The sequence below is a fragment of the Acetobacter sp. P5B1 genome (assembly GCF_018811985.1).
In the GTDB taxonomy this organism is placed as follows: Bacteria; Pseudomonadota; Alphaproteobacteria; order Acetobacterales; family Acetobacteraceae; genus Acetobacter; species Acetobacter cerevisiae.
On sequence record NZ_JACRVS010000001.1, the window covers coordinates 142,470 to 162,249 of the forward strand.

Sequence of the window (19,780 nt, forward strand, 5' to 3'; positions counted from 1 at the left end):
ATGATCTGGCTTTCCATTGTGCTGTTAAGCTGTCTGGCTCTGGCTCCGGCGGCCCTCCCCCTGTGGCGGCGCACGCGGCAGGTCCGGGATGAACGGAGTGCAGCACTCTCGCTGCATGAAGCGCAGCTTTCTGAAATTGACCGCGATCTGGATATCGGCCTGATTGCCCCGGTGGAGCATGACATTGCCCGGCTGGAAATCCAGCGCCGCATTCTGGTGGCCGACACCGCCCCCACCCATGCGGACGATGCCATTCCCCCCGTGGCCGTATGGAGCGCATTGGGGCTGATCCCCATTGCAGCAGTTGGCCTGTATCTGACCAATGGTGTGCCCTCTCTGCCCGCGCAGCCGCTCGGCCCGCGTCTGGTGGCGCAACATGAACAGAATACGCGCGGTGATGCCGTGGTCCAGCGCCTGAAAGCCACACTGGCCATGATCCCCGCAGGCGACCCCAACCTGCGACAGGGCTACCTGCTGCTTGGGCAGGCCGAAGCGACCCGCGAACATTATGCAGAAGCCGCCGAGGCGTGGAACCACGCCCTCTCCCTCGGCTTTGACGCAGAAGTTGCCGCCCGCACCGGCGAGGCCCTGACCCGCGCAGCAAGCCACGTCACCCCGCAGGCACTCGACCTGTTCCGCAAAGCGCTGGACGCCGCCCCCAAAGACGCCCCCTGGCGCGGCGCCATTCAGGCCCGCATTGCTGAGGGCGAGCATGAGCAGGATAATCCGTGAGACTGTTCTAAACGGGAAAATGGAATAGCGGTGATCATTGTGTGATGACACAAAGCCGCATTCATTTAGCCTGATATTCTGAAAAACATTCAAAAACTCAGAGCAATATCAATACAGCGGCCGGGAGCAGGAAAGTCCTTATGATTTCGTTCAGGCCCATGCAGGAAAACGAATTTTCTCTTTATACTGAGTATTTTATAGCCGATTACGCGCGCGAGATCTCAGAAAATTATGGTTTGCCGCTCGCAGACTCTCTGGAGCAGGCGCAGAAAACGATAGAGACCAGCTTTCCTCAGGGTACCCAGACCGAAGGCGAAGCTCTTCTGTGCATTGTAAAAGCCCGGAAAATTATTGGTTATATCTGGTACCGTCCTGACCCCACCGGCACATCAGTCTATATTTATGATTTTCATATTCTCCCCGACCAACAGGGGCAGGGTTATGGAAAACAAGCGTTAAAAACGCTGGAAGATAATCTGAGCCAACAAGGTTTCAAACAAATCAAACTGCGCGTCGCAGCCGACAACAAGCGCGCTCAGCATGTCTATGAAACAAGTGGTTTTCGTGTAACTGGCATCAACATAAATAAGACTATATAAAAACAGATCCTCATCTTATTCATGCTTAAATTTTAAGCCAAATATTAAATAGCCCTCCGAGCACAAAAACCTTAGATTAAAAGACATGTTCTGGTGTCTTCTTTTTATATTTCCTGACGTCTAACAGACTACTATGACGGATATGGCCATTCCCGGCAAATAACGGGCTTGTCGTGTTCTCTTTACCTTCATACAGTCAAAGTAATTTCCGACATCAGGCCGATAGAATGACAATGACGCAGCATGATTTTCTGAAAACCGATCTGGCAAATGCAAGACTGGTTTTAGTCGAAATGGGCCGGCTTGAGCGCCAGTTGACCAGCTGGATGGCGGAAATGATCGAGATCGACGCCAACATTTTTGAAAAACTACAAACCGCCTGGGTAGAACGGTACCGCACGGATATCAGTCATCATTGCGGCATTACTCAGCAGCCGTTACTCGATAATATTTCCAAAAATCATATGCCGCTGGAAGCCTGTATGATGACGGATCTCCTGAATATCGGTCCTCTTCCCGTCCCTCCGGAGTGGTTCCGCCGATACGCCAGCGAGGAAGTCAGTCACACACTCGGTTTCGCAATCTCAAAACTTTACGCCACGTCATCACGACTATCTGCAACAGCCGCGCTTTATGCCCCAAAAAGCGGGATGCTAGAATATTTACGGTCATTTAAAAGTTCACGAACAAGCTTGCCTGACGAAAAATGGTTTGAGCAGGCTCTCAAGGATTATGACAATACGTTCCGTGACTTTCCAAGTCTTTATTGGCTAGCACGCGAGATCGCACTCCGGGAAAATCCGGAAACGCCGCTCGATCTTATGGATGGCCGACTAGAGTTCTGGCAGGTACCAGACAAGCCACGACCATCACAAAAAATCTTAGCCCGTTTTTTGGCAAAACTCGCAGAACCAAATGGGCAGCATGAGCTGGATTTTGCACGATGCTTTCTCCACGAACATCGTCAATTTTCCCTTTTACACAGAACGTACTTTGGCTTACTCGGAACTCTGCCTCTCTATCGTGCTGCCATCCTCCCGCGCTTTGTCGCGCTCTTAAATCTGATGCTGACAAAAGCGGGGTCTCCCTCCAAAGCTGCCGAGATTATTCTCCACACGCCCCAGCCTTACAGCTTCCGTTATGGTCGCCCGCAGGATTCCGGCATCATGCGCCTTGGCAAAATCGGTCCTCTGCGCACCAAATTTCCGTCCACCCCAAAACATGTGAAAAAACCATCCCCTTACGGATGCACCCTGACAGAATCTGAAGTTTCAGAACATATTGCCACTGGTTGCCTCTGGATGATTGCAGCCGCCCGACAACCCTCTGATCTTGACTGGCTGCTAGAGCACAGCGCTTCTGCTCTGCAAAATGAATTCGTCGCGGACTTCAACCGCCTTGTAAGCACAATTGGTGAAATTGGCACGGCTGAAGGTGTTCGCGGTTTGGTGCGTCTGCGGTCAAAATTACGGCATGCGACCATGCTGTCTCATCTCAACGCAACACTTGCGCTCACTGCTGCCGCCATGGGGCTGACCACGGTCGAGGCAGAGGAACTTGTTGCGCAGGATTATGGTCTGGATACACACCACCGCCGTAAAGAGGCTTTGACGGATGATTTTGCAGTAGTCCTGAGCATCACCGGCTCCGGGCAGGCGGTAATCCATTATGAGGATAACAACGGGACGGTTTCCAATAAACTTCCGGCTGCTGTGCGTAACGCCACAGGCTGCGAAACAATATTACGCAACGCACGGTCTGACGCCAAACAGCTTTCAGCAGATATGTCCACTCATCGCCAAAGGCTGGAAGGCTCCTGGCTAACAGGGCAGACATGGTCATGGAAGGCGTTTGAGGAACGCTGGCTCCGCCACCCCGTTCTTGGGTGGCTGGCACGCCGGATGATCTGGATGATTGCCGAACCTGATGGAACCATAAAAACCTGCCTGATCCGTGATGACGGCACGCTCTGCGGCCCGGATGGAAAAGAAATACCGTCTCTCCCGCCAGAAGCCCTTCTCAGCCTCTGGCACCCCCTGCATTCAAAAAACCAGAAAACCATCACGCAGTGGCGCGGAACGCTTGAACACCTGAAGGTGACACAGCCAATTCGTCAGGCGTGGCGGGAAACCTACACGATCACGCAAGCGGAACAGGAAAGCTCACCAGCCTCGTATCGTTACGCACGCCGTATTCTCAGTCAGGCGCAGGTTGTTGAAGTGGGGCGACAAAAGCAATGGCGCATCCGCACACTGACAGGCCATCTGCCTTCCAGTGAGAGCGCCCCCTGGTCACTCAGGATACCCGCCCATGGCATTTATGCAGACTTACGGACTGGCGGCGTTGGAGAGCACTTCACGCCTGACGGGTCTCTGGTCTTTAGCTATGTCATGACGGACAGAATCCGGTTTTGCGTTCTGCAGGATGAGGGAGACTGGCAGTATGACGGCGGCCGTAAGCTGAAAGAGACGACAACCCCCGTGCGTCTGGGCAGCGTTGACCCCATCGTCTTTTCAGAAGTGATGCGCGATGTTGATCTTATGGTCAGCGTTGCAGCCCGTAACATCCCATTCGATCCGGGCACGCTCTTGTCCATCCCTGACCTTGCGGAATGGCGACGCCACGATGGACTGGGCGACATTCAATGTTCCGCAGAGCCGCATTTTGGGAACCTCGCCCAAAGCCGCAGAGAGATTATCGAGAGCCTTTTACCCGAACTCGGAGCAGGAGACGCTGTCACGCTCGAAAAACGGCATGTTCTGGTTAAAGGCAAACGCTATCATTACCGCATCCACCTCGGCAGCGGAGACGTCATGGTTATCCCGCAGCAGCGGCAAATCGTCATTCCCGATAAGAAAACGACTGCAGCCCAGAACAAACTCTCTGACTACCAGCCGTTGCATGATGATGAACGGCTGAACTCAATCCTGCAAAAAATCACCATGCTGCTCCGGGATGATCGAATCCGGGATCAGACCATACTGGACCAGCTCAATGCCCTCGATGCCTCCGGAACATAGAGAGACCTCTTACAGCCTGTCTTCCGTCGGCCCGTCAGACAGCACCCCTTCCCACTTGGCGGAGATGGCGGCGGCGTAGCCGTTGCCCAGCACGTTGGTGGCGGTGCGGGCCATGTCGAGGAAGTGGTCGATACCGAGGATCAGAGTAATCCCCGCTTCCGGCAGGCCGAACTGAGGCAGGACGGCCACCAGTGTCACGATGGAGGCGCGCGGCACACCGGCAATGCCTTTGCTGCTCAGCATCATGACCAGAACCATGGTGAACTGCTGCATGGCGGACAAGTGGATGTCATACACCTGCGCGATAAAGAGCGCGCCAAAGCTCTGGAACAGGATGGAGCCGTCCAGATTGAAGCTGTAGCCCAGCGGCAGCACAAAGCCGCTGATGCGGGTCGGCACACCAAAATTTTCCAGCTTTTCCAACAGCAGCGGATAAACGGATTCACTACTGGCCGTGGCGTAACCCAGAATGAGCGGCTGAATGAGTTCACGGATCAGGTCTTTAATCCGGGGGCCAAGCACCAGAAACGCCAGCGTGGTCAAGACAATCCAGAGCACCAGAATAGTGCTGTAGAACTCAACCAGAAAACGACTGTACTGGATCAGCATCCCGCCGCCACTATGCGCAATGCTGCCCATAACGGAGCCAAACACGGCCATGGGGGCAAGCAGCATGACCATGTCGGTCATCCGCAGCATGATATGGCCCAGTTCTTCCGTCCAGCCCAGCATGGTCTTTCCGGCCTTGCCCGCAGCAGGCAGGGCCAGACCGAACAGCACGGAGAACACCACAATCTGGAGGATGTCGTTGCGGGACATGGCATCGAGAACGCTGGTCGGCACAATATGCAGCAGGAAATCCACCGGCTGGAACGGGTGCTTCAGGCTGGCCAGATCCTCCACGGCCGGAGGCTCAAACCCGGCACCCGGCTGGAAGATATTCCCGGCCAGAAGCCCGATCAGCAGCGAGACAAAAGACATGCTGATGAACCACAGCAGGATTTTGCCGCCAATGCGGAAAACCTGACTGTCATCACCCAGCTTGCCAATCCCGCTCACCAGCGTGGCAAAAACCAGCGGGGCGATGACCATCTTGATCAGCCGCAGGAAAATCCCCGTCATCAGGGTTGCGGCCTGCTCAGCAAAATGAATGACAGCGGGTGAGAGCGTGTGAATGAAAAGCCCGCTCAGCACACCCAGAACAAGGGCTATCAGAATGGCATAAGTCCGCCGTCTGGTGTTGACCGGCTGCGTCCCAATGGCCATTGCGTTGTTCCCTGTTCTAATTTTTTGTCACTATTTTGCCGGTTTCTACGCTACTGGCGGCAATATTTGAAGACCACACAGCGCTCAAATCATGAATTCTTCCCCACAAAGAAGACTCCATGAAATAGATAAAGCATCGCAACAATAAAGTTTCGATATCTAAGTGTAACGAAATAAAATTTCCACAAGACCCGCAGAAAACTCAGACTCTTTCAATAAGAGCCATCAAATCTTTCGTTAAAACTTCCGCCTGTTCTTGATCTTAAACACATTTGCTGGCCTTCTGCGGCCCAGGAGAAAAAAAATAAGGCGTTTTTAACGGTTATGGTCAGACTATCGTTCCCTCCCTGCTCCCGGTCTTTGTGTGCGGTGCTGGTCGGATCATGCCTTGCAAGCCTCTCCTCCTGCCCGGCGCATGCTGCACAGTGGTACACCGGTTCTCTGGTCTCGCCGTCCGGCGCAAAGTCTCATGCGGGAGATCTGGGGATCGAGCCTTATTATACCTACAGCCAGCCGGTCGGCACGTTTGCATCAAACGGCACCAGTCATCCCCTCCATCCACGGCAACAGACCTTTAGTAATTCCACCTTGTGGAAATACGGCATTACGGATGACATCAGCATTCAGACCCATACCGTCATCAGTTATGGGTGGAAGCACACCGCCGGCCATTCGCATGGCCCGCAATTTGGGGATTTCCCGGTCGATTTCATCTGGCGGTTTCTCCACCCGGACCCCAAACGCTTTATCCCGGACCTCAACCTGTTTGCCGGTGTCGTCATGCCAACGGGGGCCTATTCCCGCCTGCGCACCACGCAGGATGGCACGGGGACCGGTGCCTACGTCTTCCGCGTGGCCGTTACCGAGCAATCCACCTACACCCTTCCCGGCAACCATGCGCTCCGCCTGCGTGTCTGGAACTGGTGGCGGCATGCTTTAACCAGCGCACGCCTGCACGACATGACCACTTACGGCACCTCAGCGGGTTTTCATGGCACGGGGCGTCCGGGCATGAGCGGCCAGACCGGGTTTTCTCTGGAATACGGCATTAACCAGCGCTGGGTTCTGGCAATGGATCTGGCGCGGGACTGGGCCAACGGATCGCACCTGAAAGGCTGGACCGCTGCGGGCACACGCGTAAACAAGATCAGCGCAGCCTCAACGGACTGGCAGATTGCACCGGCGGTTGAATATAACTGGAACCCACGCTGGGGCGTGATTGCAGGGGCTGCTGTTTATTACGCCGGGCATAATACCGGGGTTAAAGTCGCCCCGCAGTTTGCCGTGAACGCGGTATTCTGATCAGCTGTTCCCGGCTTCCTGCAGCGGGGTCCGCGCCCAGATATCTTCCCGCGCGCGGCGTTGCGGCGGCCGGGGCTGGCAGGAAATGAAATACAGCCCCACCACAAACACGAGGTTGGAGAGGGCGTTAAACCACATGGGGAGCTGGAACGGCGCAGGGGCATCATACGCCTGATACAGCACGTAGGCCGTAAACGGGATGGACACCAGCCGCACCCCCACCAGCATATAGCGCAACGGGTTGGGCCTGCCGGGCTGCACCAGAACACGCATGCGGTTCAGGCCGATAAAGAACGTCACGCACAGGCCCCAGACCAGCACGTTGAACATCATGTTGGTGATGTCTTCCATCCCGCCAATGACGAACACGGCGATAATGGACACGGCAGAAAACAGGAGGGAGCCAAGCTGGCAGCTCATGCCAACTTCCAGCGCCGGCATGCGCTCGGGCAGCCTGTCTGCAAGAGGCTGACAGAGGTCATCCAGCAGCCAGCTATCAACACGTGTGATGCGCTCACCAAGGTTCATGCGGGCATCATAACGGATTGTCTGGCTTGATGCACCTTTCAATCGTGCAAGTTTGCCATCTCAGTGGCAAAGCCCCACCCCCGGCGCATGGAGTAGCCGGGGGCAGGTAAAAGCCTCAGGCTTCTTTTGTTGCGTCGGCCGGAGCCGGCAGCGTGCCTTCCGGCGTCTTTTTATCCACGGCCTGCGGCAGGAAGTGGGCCAGCGTGGTCAGAACGGCATCAGCCGGCAGCCCGGTGCGCTGCACCAGATCATGCACGGTGCTGCTGCCCAGAATATCGCGGATTTCATCAGCCGTTGCAGGCACATTGGACCCCTGACTGATCCATGACCGAACCTTGTCACCCAGACCGGCCTGATCAGCCTGCGTCAGAATGCTCTGGAGCGTATCAGGCTGGAGCAGTTTCTGGAGCTGCTGCTGCATTTCCCCCTGAAGACTGACGCCAAGTGCGCCTTCCACTTTTCCAACAAGGTTCTGAATGAAATCGGACATGTAAAGCCTCTCTGCTTTTCCATTAAGCCTGTGTGTAAGTCTTACACTATTCCAGGCGGGCATCAGTTAAGATCATCATGGACCAAATAGCAGTCATGTGCGAGATCAATAACTGCCTTTCTTATCATCCCGGCACCCCACTGAGATGGACCGATAGCTGATATGCGTCTGACACCTCAAGGAAAATTCAGGGAATCGGGCTACTTTGAAAGTCTGAAACGCTTCAAACAGCCGCAGCCGAAAAAGTAGCACCTTTGCCCAGTCTCCCCGTCTTCCTTCTCGACCGCATCGGCCCCTTGCGCCATCTGCGCCCGCTGCGCCGCCCCGGCGAGCAGCAGAGTGGCCGGCTGCGATGGCTGTTTGCCCCGTCCCTTCCCGCACTCGGCTTTGCCGTGCGCACCACCGCCGCGGCGCTGATCGCCCTGATCATTGCGCTGTGGATGGAACTGGATGACCCGCAATGGGCCGCCATGACCGTCTGGATTGTGGCGCAGGGTTCCCGCGGGGAAAGTATTTCCAAAGCGAAATGGCGACTGGTCGGCACCGCCATTGGCGTGGTGATGTCCATCACGCTGATTTCCGCCTTTATCCAGCAGGCCTGGCTGTTCTTCCCGGCTCTGGGGATCTGGGTAGGGCTTTGCTGTACGATGGCAACGCTGGTCCGTAACTTCCGCTCTTACGCGCTGGTTCTGGCCGGGTACACCTGCGCCATCATCGCCATTGGAGCCATTCCAAACCCGGCCAACGTGTTCATGACAGCCATGTCCCGCGCCACGTATATTGTGCTGGGCATTACGTGTGAGAGCGTTCTGGCGGGGCTGTTCGCCCATAATCTGGCCGCCACAGCCCGCCGGAACATCCGTGACAAACTGCGCACAGCGCTCGGGAATGTCTCCGGCTCCGTCTCAAGCCTGCTCTCCGGGGATGATGAAGCCCTCGTGCGCTCCCGCGCCATGTTCGGCCCCATTCTGTCCATCAATGACCAGATTGAATTCTCCGAAGTGGAAATGGGCCCGCACGGGCATGAGGGCGACCACGCCCGCGCTGCCCTCGCCGCTGTTTCCGTGCTGCTTTCCCGCGGTCTGGGCATGGCCGTCCGGCTGCAATATGTGGAGACGGACCAGCCGGTTTTCCGCGCCACAGCCGCCAGAGTCAGCGCTTTTCTCAACGCCCTGCCGCCCCAGCTGGAAACTGACGATACCGTCCAGCATCTGCTGGAAAACCTGCGCCTGATCCGGGGGGAATGTCGGCAGCAGATTGTGGATGCGCTGACGACCGAAATCAGCATGCAGCAGGTCCGCGTACAGGATAATCCGGAAATTCAGGCGCTGCTGGATGGCCGTATTCTGCACAACGCGCTGGATGAATTGCTGGGTGAGCTGGAACAGGCCATTCGGGAATATGACGCCAGCCAGCACTTTATCCGCGGAGACCACTTCCACTTCCGCCTCCAGTCCCATGTGGACAAGCGCGAGGCCATGTATAACGGCATCCGCGCGGCGGTCGCCATTACCAGTGCGGGTCTGGTGTGGGAAGTCACCGCATGGTCCGCAGGCCTCGGCTTTATCACCTTTGTCGCCATTGTCTGCGGCCTGTTCGCCACCCGTGAAAATCCGGTTGTCGCCACCACGCAGTTCATGGTGGGGAGCCTCTGGGCGGCCCTCGTTTCCTTCTTTCTTGTGTTTGTGGTGCTGCCCACACAGGAAAATTACGAGATGCTGGTCGCCTCCCTTGCCCTGCCCATGATTGCAGGCGGGCTGGCCAGCCGGAATGCTGGCACGGCCCTGCACGCCGCCGCCTATACCCTGCTGCTGCCCAACTTCGTTCACCCGTTCAATCAGGGACGTGAAAACGAAATTGCCTGGTTCAACACCACCGCCGCTATTCTGCTGGGGGTGGCGTTTGCCGTTATCATGTTCCGGGCGGTCATGCCGTTCAGCAGTGCAGCAGAACGCTGGCGCATGCGCCGCACGTTGCTGCGCGACCTGCGCACACTGGCCTCTGCCGAACCCATTCCGCTCAACCAGAACTGGATCGGCCGGAATATTGACCGCTTTGCGCGGCTGATCCGCCATGCAGGCCCAACGCCCTCTCCTACCATTGAGGGCTGTTTGCAGGGCACACTGGCCGCCATGACCATCGGCCTCAACATTATCCGTCTGCGTAATCTGCTTGAACGTAACCAGATCCCGCGCTCAGCCCGCAGACCGATTGAAGTCGTGATGGCCCGCATGAGCCGCTTTACAGGTAAATATGGCCGCACCGCCCAGAGCGCGCGCCTCGCCACCAATACGCTGCGCCGTATCGAAGCGATGGAACCCAACATCACCACCCGCATCGAACTGACCCGCGCCATTGCGTATCTGATCGTCGTCTCGCACGAGCTGGATGCCAATGCCGTGTTCCTTGATGCCTCCAAGCCCTACAAGGCGGCGTAAAGGGGAACGCATTTCTCCCCGTTTTGAAAAACTATTTTAATATGTACCGGACCCTCACCTTCATGTTATAACAGAAGGCTTGGAGGAATAATCGGTCCGTGCATGTGTCTTCATTCTCTGATCGCCTTTCGCAGCAGATACGTGCGTGGGCTACCAGACTCTCACAGGGCCGAACCGGTCTTTCAGAAAATGCCCCCCTCGCCTGGCTGATTGCGCCCTCCCCGGCCAATCTGGGGTTTGCCCTGCGCACAACCTTTGCAGCCTTGCTGGCATTGAGCCTTGCGCTGTGGATGGAGCTGGACAGCCCGCAATGGGCCGCCATGACCACGTGGATTGTGGCGCAGAATTCGCGCGGACAAAGTATTTCCAAAGCCAAATGGCGACTGATTGGCACCTGTATTGGTGCGATATGTGGCATTGCCTTTCTGGCCGCCTTTCCGCAGGAACCCTGGCTACTGTTCCCCCTGCTGGCCTTAGGAGCCGGGGCCTGCTGCGCGGAAGCGACGTTTCTGCGCAACTTCCGGTCCTACGCGCTGGTTCTGGTGGCTTTTACCTGCACCATCATTGTGCTGAGTGCGGCGAACCAGCCGGACAATGTGTTTATGATCGCCATGTCCCGCACCACCTACATCACGCTGGGCATTGTGTGTGAAAGCACTCTGGCGGGCCTGTTCGCCCCGCGCCTGAATACGGTGGCGCATGAAGAAATTCGCAGTCACTTGCAGGATGCTCTCAGCGGCGCCTGCCTGAGCATGACCGGCCTGCTTCTGGGGGAAAAGGATGGCCTGTTCCGCTCCCGCGCGCTGATGGGCAGCATCCCCTCTCTGGCTGATCAGGTAGAATTCAGTGAAATCGAGTTAGGCCCGCACGCGCATGTGGGCGACCACGCCCGCGCCGTGCTGGCCAGTATCTCGACCTTTCTGGCGCGTGGGCTAAGCATGCATATCCATATGGAAGCCGCTGCCCCGCTGCCGGAAACGTTTAAAAAATCGCTCTCAGACTTTGCACAAATCCTGAAAACTATTCCGGATCACTTCAAAGATTCTGATCCGGTAGACGCAGCGCGACAGATCCGGGCAGACCTGTATCACGCCCGCACAAACTGCCTGCAAACTGCCACGGATACACTGATCCTTTTTGAACAGGCGAGAACGCATCCCAACAGTTCCGAAGAGCTGATGCGTGACCTGCTGGAAAGCCGCATTCTGGCAACCGCTCTTGCAAAGCTCATTCTGGAACTGGATGAAGCCCTTGAGCATTTTATTGCCACGCAGGAACCCAGCCCCAAAGACCACTTCCGTTTTGCGCAGCACATTGAAAAAGATCCTGTTCTGGCGCTCAACAATGGGTTGCGTGCAGCGGCTGCCATTTGCATTGGTGGTCTGATCTGGGAAGTCACAGCCTGGCCGGATGGCTCCACGCTGTCCATGTTTGTGGCCGTGACCAGCACGCGCTTTTCCTCTTTTGAAAATCCTGTTCTGGCCTCAAGCGGTTTTCTGAGGGGGGCCGTCTGGGCTGCCGTTGTTTCATGGGTTCTGGTGTTTCTGGTCCTGCCGGATCAGGCCAGTAATGAGACCCTGCTGGCCTCCCTGTTTTTCCCCATGCTGGTGGGCGGTCTTGCCCTCCGTGCCCCGAATTCCATTGGTACCGCCGCAGCCTATAACAATTTCATGCCGTTCATGATCGGCCCGGCCAACCATAGCCGCATGAATGAGATTATCTGGTTCAACACCACCCCGGCTGTTGTTCTGGGCATTGCGCTGGGGGTGTGGGCCTTCCGCCTTGTGCTGCCATTTGATGCCGCTGCCGAACGCTGGCGCCTGCGCCGCAAACTGGTGCGGGATTTACGCAGGCTGGCCGCGCAGAAAAGCACCTTTAGCCCGGCAGAATGGATGGCCCGCTCCTGCGGACGCATTGCGCAGATTATTCATCACGCCGGCGTTAAACCCGATGCGCTGACGGAAGCCTATCTGGCCGGGGCAATGGGGATCATGACGGTCGGGCTTCTGGTGCTGCGTATTCAGCATGTGCTGGAGCATCACGACCTATCGCCAGAACAGACTCAACTCTTGCAGTCTGTGATGCATAGTATCGCCACGCTGCATGGTCACACCACACGGCCTGCGGAGACCGCAGCCAAAGCGCTGGCGGAGCTACGCCCTGCCGCATTGCGGGAGCCAAACCTATCCTTGCAGATGGACCTGACCCGTGCCGTGGGCAGTCTGGAAGTGATGAAGCGGGAACTGGCGGACAATGTCACCTTTCTGGACACAACCCGCCGCTTTCACCTGCCAACGGCGGCCTGAAAGACCGCTCTGACGCGGCCTTCAGTGTTTTTCGATATCGTGAAAGCGCGTGTAATCCACCGCAATCCGTCCATCCGGGCGGGAGAGCACGATATCCACAAACCGATGATTGTGGTGTACGCGGTCAAATCGATACGCGGTTCGGGCAAACACGGTCTGGCCCAGCGCCTCGTCCGTGCCGGTTACGGTCACGACAATTTCGGCTTCTTCCTTTTCCAGTTCCGCCATGCTTTTGCCGTGCAGCGGGCTTTCCGGCCCGATGACATGCGCCATGACAAACGCAAACCGCAGCACCGGCACATGCGACTGCACCAGCAAAAGCTGGTCAAACTGCCGCACCAGATGCCCGTTTTCACTCATGACCAGTCGGGACAGCGAGACTTCCACATCCACGGATAAAATGACGCTCAGCCGCAGGTTTGCAATGCGAATACAGAGCGCCGGAATACCGTTTTCATTACTGATAACCGCTGTATTACTGAACATGATGCGCGCCCGTGGGCGGGCAAAACGGGCAAACACAACGCCTGTTGCCAGCGCGTTGATCATCATCCCCACCAGCACTTCAAACGAGACCACAATGTTGGCATAGGGCCCCACCGGCACCATGCCGCCATACCCGACGGTCGAGAGGGTCTGCACGCTAAAGAAGAACAGGGAAAGCAGCGTATGCTGGCCATCCCCCGTCACCTGAGAGGGCGCGATCAGATACAGCAGGGCAAAGAACAGATTGATCAGAAAATAGAAAATAACTGATGTATAAACAAAAGCCGTCCAGCTTGCCGTCAAAGCGTGGTGATACAGGTCCGTCCAGACACTATCGGACAGGCCGACACGTACCACATCACGATGGCCTTTTTCTTCCACCAGCGCATGCGCCCGGAACCGGCGCATGGCTTCCTTGGTGGTGAAATGAGACTTCTTGCCTGTCTCTTCAAGCGGTGTATCATCCAGCCTGTTGTAACGCGCCGTCAGCCGCGCCTGGCGCTTTTCCTTCAGCTTTTGAAATACGCTTTTCATGTCCGCCCTTCTGGTCTGAAAGGCCGCCATGCCGCGCGACCCTGCGATCAGACGGTGATACACGGCCTCAGAAAGGCTTGCTTCCATCAATTACGCATAGCAAATCCGCATCACTTTGCAGCGATTTTGCTTATTGCTTCTTCGGCTCCGCAAACGGATGCAGAGAGACGCCACCCGCCAGATGCGCCCATTGCGCCGCATCGCTCTCTGCTGTTGTCGCCCCGCCGCGCAGCAGACTGGAACCCTGCGTGACGGTTGCGGCATCCACCGTATTGGCGGAGTTAGCCTGCATGGAGGCGCTCTGTGCAGCCCGCGCCCACAAGCTGGCGGCTTTCTGGTGGTCGCCACTGCGATCTGCTGCCTGCCCCGCCAGAGCCAAGGCACGAGACATATCCCGATAAGAGGCGTCATCCCGCCGCAGGGTCGCAGCCTGCTCAGCCAGTTGCTCCGCCTGCGCCGGGTTGGACGCCAGAACGGCACGCGCCTGAATTTCCGCCTTATCCGCCTGCTCCGTGCGGGACAGCGGCGGCTTCAACCCGTTGAAATAGGCCAGAGCCTTCTGGAACGCCGTTGCATCCTGCCCCGCATCCGCCGCCAGCCCCAGCACGAGGGCGGAACGGGCGGCATAGGCTGTATCGGTGGAGGCCATGCCGCCAGATGCCAGCGCAATCGCCTGCGGATATTGCCGCAGACGGTACCGGGCCGCCGCTTCAATCAGATCAAATTCCGGGCGTGCAGTCTGCCCGCGCACAGCCGCAGCCTGCCGGGTGGTCTGCACGGTTTCAACCGCTGCTGCCGGGTCATCCCCCGCCAGTTGCGACACGGCGAGGTCATACCCTGCTTCGGACGCCGCGACGCCATCATCCCGCAGCAAAGCCAGATCGGCTGCCTTGCGATACTGGGTAATAGCGACGCTGTAGCGCCCCAGCTCAAAGGAATCCTGCCCGGCCGTCATCGCCTGATCCCACGCGGCGTCATCCCGCGCAGAGGGCGCTTCCACAGCCCCTCCGCCGCACCCTGCCAGCAGCAAGGGCGCAAGCAGGGTCAGTGCGCCAACGCGCCTCATGGCCGCACCTGCCGGGGGGCAAGGCGGTTTTTCTTGCTGGTTTTCTGGCCACCCAGCAGCCACATGCCACGCAACTGGTCAGTCAGCTTCTCCAGCCCGTAAAGCGTGGTTTGGGCCTGCGCCAGCAATGCGGGCAGATCGGCCGTGCTGGCCTCCACGCTGCCTGCAATAGCGGGCAGATGCGGGGTGGCCCCTTTCAGGTCATGCGAGGCAGAGCGCAGATTGTTCATGGTGCCATCCGTCTTGGTCATGATGCCGGACACCTGCTTCTCAATTGGCTTGAGGCGATCAATCACGGTGTTCAGAGAAACCGCTGCTGCCTGAGCCTGCTTGAGCAGTTCATCATTGGTCAGCAATTGCCCCACGGTGCCCTTGCCCGCGTGCATGTCCGTCATGGTGGCATCCAGCTCGGCCATCATGTGCCGGGCACTGGCAATAGCAGGCATGATCTGGGCCTGAATATCATTCAGCGTGGCTGTAATCTGGTCCGCCGGGTTGGGAGCGGGTGTGGCGCTCAGCACCGCATAGCTCCAGTCCATCGCATCCCCATGCCCGCGGCTGAGTTCCAGATAGGAAGAACCTGTCACAATAAACTGCTTGCGGATAATGGCCGTGCTGTCCCGCCGGATAAACGGCTTGGCCTGCGGGTCCAGGTCCACCTGGGCATACATCTCACCCGAGGGGTTGAGCTTGACGGCGCGAATGGTGCCGGCATGGGTGCCGAGCAGCTGCACGTCGCTCCCCACAGTCAGGCCGCCCACGCCAGAGGCTGGCAGCGTGACGTGCAGCCGCGCTGGCGGTGTCAGCCAGTTTTGCAGCACCCCGGCCTCAACCACGGCGCCAGCAAACAGCACCACGCTGAGCAGCACGAGGAACCCAACCCATTCATCCGCATAGCGCAGAGAAATGAGTGGTTTGACTTTCTGTCGTAAGCGGATCTGGAACATTATGCCGTCCGTACTTCTACAAGCCCGTCATCAGTCAGGCGCCACATACTCGTAATCCCCTGTCGGTAGCCCTGCCAGATGGCATTATTACGCACCAGCCAGATTACACCAGCCCCCTTGTCCCGCGCGTCCGTTATCGCACTGAGAAACGGATTTTGCAGTTCCACAGGACTTGCTTCCAGCGGGTCTTCCAGAAGCAGCAACCGGGGGTGCCCTATAAAAGCCCGCACGCAGGCCGCCCGCAGCAAATCGGAATCGGACAACCGGCTGGGCGGCAAAACCGGCAGGCCGGGCAGACCAAACCATTCCGCCAGCCGGGCCGCTTCCGCCACAACCTCATCCATCGGGCGAGTGGTATGGTGCAGTTGCTGCAGGGTGATGGCAAGGTGCGTGTTCAGGAACTCTGGCCAGCTGGGCCTGCGGGTAATACGACCTATGCGCCCACGCAGGGCATTCATTTCCCGGTCATGCAGGTCTGACCAGTCGAGCCCCATAAACTTCACAATACCTGCGTCCAGCGGCACAAGCCCGCAGCACAGATCGGCAAACATGGTGGCGCGGGAACTGGAGCGGGTTTCCACCACCATACAGTCCCCCGGCATCAGCTTCATGCTGAAGGGCACGGGCGGCAGGCCGCTTTCCTCAAAAGAGGGCACAGCCTTGTTCAGTTCCAGCAGCGGTCCGGCAGTGCGTGTATCCATCTTACAAGTCCAGACTGAACAGCACGCTGACAGCCATCACAATCAGCATCCCGCGGGAGAAGCCACGCGGCAGGAGGGTGCGCAGATTATCTTCATTGGTGGCGGTCAGCCCGGTCAGGCAGCCACCAAGCCCCACCACAAACCCGACGGTGATGAATTTGAGCGGGATCACCAGATAATCCGCGTGGGACATGGCGGTAATCACGTCATAGAGAAACGTCCAGACCGGATTGGTCACCACACCGGACATGCGGCTGATGATATAGCCCGTCACCAGTGCGGCGAAGGAGAACAGTATCCCAAGCGTAAAGCCGCCCACGGTAAACGCCAGCGTGCGCGGCATGACCAGCAGCAGAAACGGGTCCAGCCCCTGCGCCTGCATGGAGCGGATTTCTCCCCCTGTTGTCAGCAGCCCCAGCTCCGTGACGGAGAGCATGCCGTTGCGGCCCAGCAGCAGGATGCCCACCAGAATGGGCGCAATTTCCCGAATGACCACATCAATCAGAATGGTGCCGGTCATTTTCGCCATGCCCGCCAGACCCAGCCAGTAAATGGTCTGCGAGACCGCAGCCACGCCCGTCAGTGTGCCCGCAAACATGGTGGCGATCAGGCCGCCACCAATCACGCTGTTGAGGGTTGTGCCGAACTCGTAGCGCACGGTCCGCCGCCAGGAATGAGAGCGAAAACTCTCAAAGATAACGCCCCAGCTTGCCCCCAGCATGATCAGGAAAAAGCGGATCTGCCGCCGCGTCAGGCGGCCTGTCCAGGCCAGCTTCTCCCGCACCCACTCATGCAGCACGAACTTCTGCCTGTGCTGCGGATGGGTGGAGGCATCTGCCTCTAAAATCGGGTCCCGCTCACCCCCCGGACTACGTGGTTCGTTCGAGCCACTCATCGGCGCGCCGCCAGAACATAGGCCCGACCCAGCCCAAGATGCGGCGCAAAGAAGGACCCGCGAGAGCGGAACAGATACCGGTCACGCAGCGCCTGATACACCCGGTCTGTCACCTGAATGGTGCCGCCATCTGTCGCGCCCTGCGCCATCAGTTCTGCCAGAGAGACAGTCTGCCCCCACAGGTTGAACACTTTCGGCTCTTCCCCCACAGCGCCACCAAAAGCTGCGCCGTAATCCAGCCCCATGGCAAACACGGGTTCCAGATTAGCGGCCGCAAGTGCCGCCATGAAGGTTTCCCGCATGGTCAGCGCAGCATCGGCAATACGGATAATGGCGGTCGGATCTTCCTCTGTGGTGCAGCCCGCCATGCAGATCATGCGATGGCCGGCCACTTCCACGCCAAACAGGCCGCGCTCCTTGGAGATGCGCTGCACATCCGTGGCCAGTTGGTTGATCAACGTCAGGAGAGCCTGCGTTTCCGCATCCCCATCGACCACCGGATCGGAGAAAGTGATGACCAGCACGGCAACGGACGGATAAATCCCGGACGTCGTCACGCCAGCCACCTGCGGCGCACGCATCAGCATATTATCATACTGCGGTGGCGGCTGCGGTCTGGCGGAATTGACCGCACCGGGAACTTCATCGGCAGGCAGGCCGTGCCCGGTGGTGGTATCTTCCGTCGTTTCAGCCAGTCTGACCCCGGCAATAGACGCCATCAGGTCCACAAAATACACCAGATGCGGGGCCATATGGGCATCTTCCAGCACCACGGCACCGATAATGCCTTTCGGACCATGAATGGGGTAAATGGCGAGCATACGGGTGCCCAGCTCACGCATGACCAGCCGCTCGAACTGCGTTGTCCGATTATCCGCCGCCGCGTTTTCAACGCTCAGCACATCACCGGATTCAATGGCTTCAAAAAACGCCCCCAGCTCCGCGCGGGACATTTCAAAACCACCGGAATGCGCATCCTGTTTCTGATCATAGGAATCTTCACAGATTAGCGCCTGCCCGTCATGCAGCAGGCGCCAGATGCTGGCCCGGCGCGCATCCGTCACGTGCGCAAGCTGTTCTGTGAGCACCAGAGGTTCGGCAGTCGGGTCAAACAGACGCGGCGTGACGGCCACCTGCTGCACTGCGGCACTTTCATGCGTAATCTGCACGCCCTGCTGCGCCAGTTTGCGCGCCATTCGTTCCGAACGCCGCACCTGCCGCACAAGGAACCCGGCCAGCGCCAGCGAGAACACTATGATAATCCCGGCAAATTGCAGGCTCTGCTGGCTGCTCTGGCGGGCAAAACTGGCAAAGTCATTTTCCGGGGCGGACAGCAGTAAAATCCAGCCCTCGGCAGAACTTTTCAGCGGTGAGGCAATGGTCACATAGCGTTTGCCGTTCAGCTCAAAACTACGCGGGCCAAAGCCCCGCACCCGGTAATGGTCATACCCACGGGCAAAAACCGGATGGGTCTTGGGGTCCAGCACCATCTTGTTCGGGTCCCACCCGGCAGCTTCTGCCTGCTGCATGATGTTACGCCCCGCCATAACCCGACCCTTGCTGTCCAGAATAATGGCGTTCCCGGTCTTGCCGACCTTCAGATGATCCAGAAACGTGCTGAGTTCATTCAGGGAAATATTGGTGGCAAAAACATAGGTGTGCCCGTTTGCGGCCTTAAACCGCAGAGAGCTTGTCATGACAAACTGGCGCGCGGAGGGGAACAGATAAGGCTGCGTCCACTGGACGTCCGTCTTACCTTCCGTATTGCTGTACCACGGGCGCTTGCGCGGGTCATACCCGGTTGCGTCCGTGTATTCCTCACCCGTTTTTACGCCGTCATTCGTATAGAATTCGCGGTGATAGACCTGCTTGCCATCACGCACTTCAAACGTGGTGCGTTCCTCATTTTTGCCATCAGGCCCACGGGTAATCAGGCGGAAATGGCCGTCTTCATCCCCCAGATAGAAGGACTGCAACTGCGGCACGCTTTGCAGCATGGCCGCGCCATAGGAATTAAATACCCGGTCCGCCACCTGCGGCGGCGCATGCGCAATCATGCCACTGGCGATGACGTTCCCCGCCACGGCGGGCATGATGTAATCAGACACTTCCTGAGAAATATTCTGCTGGACCGCGCCCAGAAGCTCATGGGTCAGCGAGACCACACCGGCCCGCGTGGAGCGGTAGGAATGCAGCCCAATGGCCACAATTGCCCCTACAACCAGCAGTAGCGAGCCAAAAGGCAGGACCAGATGCAGCAGGACACGCCGCACGGACGCATCATTCTGCACTGTCGGATCGACTATCTCATCAGAAGACACGTCACTTTTTCCCCTGACTACTGGTCATAAATCCCCATCCCCGGCAGATGTCTGAAATTTAAGGTGCCCAGAACGCCGCAGCTTGTCCAGTCCCATGACTGTGCCCGCCGGCGCAGAGCCTCTATGCCCTGCTCCCCACACACATCTGC

Annotated in this window: 15 protein-coding genes; 6 read left to right on the forward strand and 9 right to left on the reverse strand. The window is 57.9% G+C overall.

Going from position 1 to position 19,780, the window contains the following annotated elements; translation table 11 throughout:
* The 3 genes from ccmI (at position 1) to KP703_RS00660 (ending at position 4,351) form a co-directional block, all read left to right on the forward strand.
* Complete coding sequence (ccmI, locus tag KP703_RS00650) at positions 1-732, forward strand: c-type cytochrome biogenesis protein CcmI (RefSeq protein WP_062270848.1); 732 nt, start codon at positions 1-3, stop codon at positions 730-732.
* Positions 733-890: 158 nt separating this feature from the next.
* Positions 891-1,331, forward strand: coding sequence for an N-acetyltransferase (locus tag KP703_RS00655; RefSeq protein WP_215753476.1), 441 nt, complete (start codon positions 891-893; stop codon positions 1,329-1,331).
* Positions 1,332-1,558: 227 nt separating this feature from the next.
* Positions 1,559-4,351, forward strand: coding sequence for a DUF4132 domain-containing protein (locus tag KP703_RS00660; protein WP_252353721.1), 2,793 nt, complete (start codon positions 1,559-1,561; stop codon positions 4,349-4,351).
* A 9-nt stretch (positions 4,352-4,360) separates the two neighbouring features.
* Here KP703_RS00660 and KP703_RS00665 read toward each other — a convergent pair whose 3' ends face one another.
* Positions 4,361-5,617: a dicarboxylate/amino acid:cation symporter gene (locus tag KP703_RS00665; RefSeq protein ID WP_215753477.1), complete on the reverse strand. Its 1,257-nt coding sequence runs from the start codon at positions 5,615-5,617 to the stop codon at positions 4,361-4,363.
* Positions 5,618-5,941: 324 nt separating this feature from the next.
* Between KP703_RS00665 and KP703_RS00670 the strand changes: the two genes are divergently transcribed.
* Complete coding sequence (locus tag KP703_RS00670) at positions 5,942-6,919, forward strand: hypothetical protein (RefSeq protein WP_252353722.1); 978 nt, start codon at positions 5,942-5,944, stop codon at positions 6,917-6,919.
* Here the strand turns inward: KP703_RS00670 and KP703_RS00675 are convergent, their stop codons facing one another.
* Both KP703_RS00675 and KP703_RS00680 read right to left on the reverse strand, forming a co-directional pair.
* On the reverse strand, positions 6,920-7,447 hold the full coding sequence (locus KP703_RS00675) for a hypothetical protein (RefSeq protein ID WP_062140857.1): 528 nt from the start codon (positions 7,445-7,447) through the stop codon (positions 6,920-6,922).
* A gap of 115 nt (positions 7,448-7,562) precedes the next feature.
* Positions 7,563-7,937, reverse strand: coding sequence for a YidB family protein (locus KP703_RS00680; RefSeq protein ID WP_215753478.1), 375 nt, complete (start codon positions 7,935-7,937; stop codon positions 7,563-7,565).
* A 254-nt stretch (positions 7,938-8,191) separates the two neighbouring features.
* Between KP703_RS00680 and KP703_RS00685 the strand changes: the two genes are divergently transcribed.
* Complete coding sequence (locus KP703_RS00685) at positions 8,192-10,375, forward strand: FUSC family protein (RefSeq protein ID WP_215753479.1); 2,184 nt, start codon at positions 8,192-8,194, stop codon at positions 10,373-10,375.
* A gap of 137 nt (positions 10,376-10,512) precedes the next feature.
* Positions 10,513-12,681: an FUSC family protein gene (locus KP703_RS00690; protein WP_373687409.1), complete on the forward strand. Its 2,169-nt coding sequence runs from the start codon at positions 10,513-10,515 to the stop codon at positions 12,679-12,681.
* Positions 12,682-12,702: 21 nt separating this feature from the next.
* On the opposite strand, the gene KP703_RS00695 is transcribed toward KP703_RS00690, so the two are convergent.
* The 6 genes from KP703_RS00695 to KP703_RS00720 all read right to left on the reverse strand — a co-directional run bounded on the left by KP703_RS00695 (position 12,703) and on the right by KP703_RS00720 (position 19,631).
* Positions 12,703-13,575, reverse strand: a complete 873-nt coding sequence (locus KP703_RS00695) for an ion channel (protein ID WP_231866215.1) — start codon at positions 13,573-13,575, stop codon at positions 12,703-12,705.
* A gap of 256 nt (positions 13,576-13,831) precedes the next feature.
* Positions 13,832-14,767 carry a hypothetical protein gene (locus tag KP703_RS00700; protein ID WP_215753481.1) on the reverse strand — a complete coding sequence of 312 codons (936 nt, stop codon included), beginning with the start codon at positions 14,765-14,767 and terminating at the stop codon, positions 13,832-13,834.
* On the reverse strand, positions 14,764-15,714 hold the full coding sequence (locus KP703_RS00705; protein WP_215753482.1) for an MlaD family protein: 951 nt from the start codon (positions 15,712-15,714) through the stop codon (positions 14,764-14,766). The genes KP703_RS00700 and KP703_RS00705 overlap by 4 nt, the downstream gene beginning before the upstream one ends.
* Positions 15,714-16,415 carry an ABC transporter ATP-binding protein gene (locus KP703_RS00710; RefSeq protein WP_215753483.1) on the reverse strand — a complete coding sequence of 234 codons (702 nt, stop codon included), beginning with the start codon at positions 16,413-16,415 and terminating at the stop codon, positions 15,714-15,716. Before KP703_RS00710 ends, KP703_RS00705 begins: the two co-directional genes overlap by 1 nt.
* 1 nt (position 16,416) lies before the next feature.
* On the reverse strand, positions 16,417-17,310 hold the full coding sequence (locus KP703_RS00715; protein WP_062249818.1) for an ABC transporter permease: 894 nt from the start codon (positions 17,308-17,310) through the stop codon (positions 16,417-16,419).
* On the reverse strand, positions 17,307-19,631 hold the full coding sequence (locus KP703_RS00720; RefSeq protein WP_062270857.1) for an adenylate/guanylate cyclase domain-containing protein: 2,325 nt from the start codon (positions 19,629-19,631) through the stop codon (positions 17,307-17,309). The genes KP703_RS00715 and KP703_RS00720 overlap by 4 nt, the downstream gene beginning before the upstream one ends.
* Positions 19,632-19,780: the final 149 nt, after the last annotated feature.

What these genes read in the sequence shown, in the direction of transcription:
- ccmI (WP_062270848.1), top strand. Translation starts at nt 1, where the DNA reads ATGATCTGGCTTTCCATTGTGCTGTTAAGCTGTCTGGCTCTGGCTCCG.
- KP703_RS00700 (WP_215753481.1), bottom strand. Translation starts at nt 14,767, where the DNA reads ATGAGGCGCGTTGGCGCACTGACCCTGCTTGCGCCCTTGCTGCTGGCA.
- KP703_RS00660 (WP_252353721.1), top strand. Translation starts at nt 1,559, where the DNA reads ATGACAATGACGCAGCATGATTTTCTGAAAACCGATCTGGCAAATGCA.
- KP703_RS00715 (WP_062249818.1), bottom strand. Translation starts at nt 17,310, where the DNA reads ATGAGTGGCTCGAACGAACCACGTAGTCCGGGGGGTGAGCGGGACCCG.
- KP703_RS00680 (WP_215753478.1), bottom strand. Translation starts at nt 7,937, where the DNA reads ATGTCCGATTTCATTCAGAACCTTGTTGGAAAAGTGGAAGGCGCACTT.
- KP703_RS00675 (WP_062140857.1), bottom strand. Translation starts at nt 7,447, where the DNA reads ATGAACCTTGGTGAGCGCATCACACGTGTTGATAGCTGGCTGCTGGAT.
- KP703_RS00665 (WP_215753477.1), bottom strand. Translation starts at nt 5,617, where the DNA reads ATGGCCATTGGGACGCAGCCGGTCAACACCAGACGGCGGACTTATGCC.
- KP703_RS00655 (WP_215753476.1), top strand. Translation starts at nt 891, where the DNA reads ATGCAGGAAAACGAATTTTCTCTTTATACTGAGTATTTTATAGCCGAT.
- KP703_RS00695 (WP_231866215.1), bottom strand. Translation starts at nt 13,575, where the DNA reads ATGCGCCGGTTCCGGGCGCATGCGCTGGTGGAAGAAAAAGGCCATCGT.
- KP703_RS00705 (WP_215753482.1), bottom strand. Translation starts at nt 15,714, where the DNA reads ATGTTCCAGATCCGCTTACGACAGAAAGTCAAACCACTCATTTCTCTG.
- KP703_RS00670 (WP_252353722.1), top strand. Translation starts at nt 5,942, where the DNA reads ATGGTCAGACTATCGTTCCCTCCCTGCTCCCGGTCTTTGTGTGCGGTG.
- KP703_RS00710 (WP_215753483.1), bottom strand. Translation starts at nt 16,415, where the DNA reads ATGGATACACGCACTGCCGGACCGCTGCTGGAACTGAACAAGGCTGTG.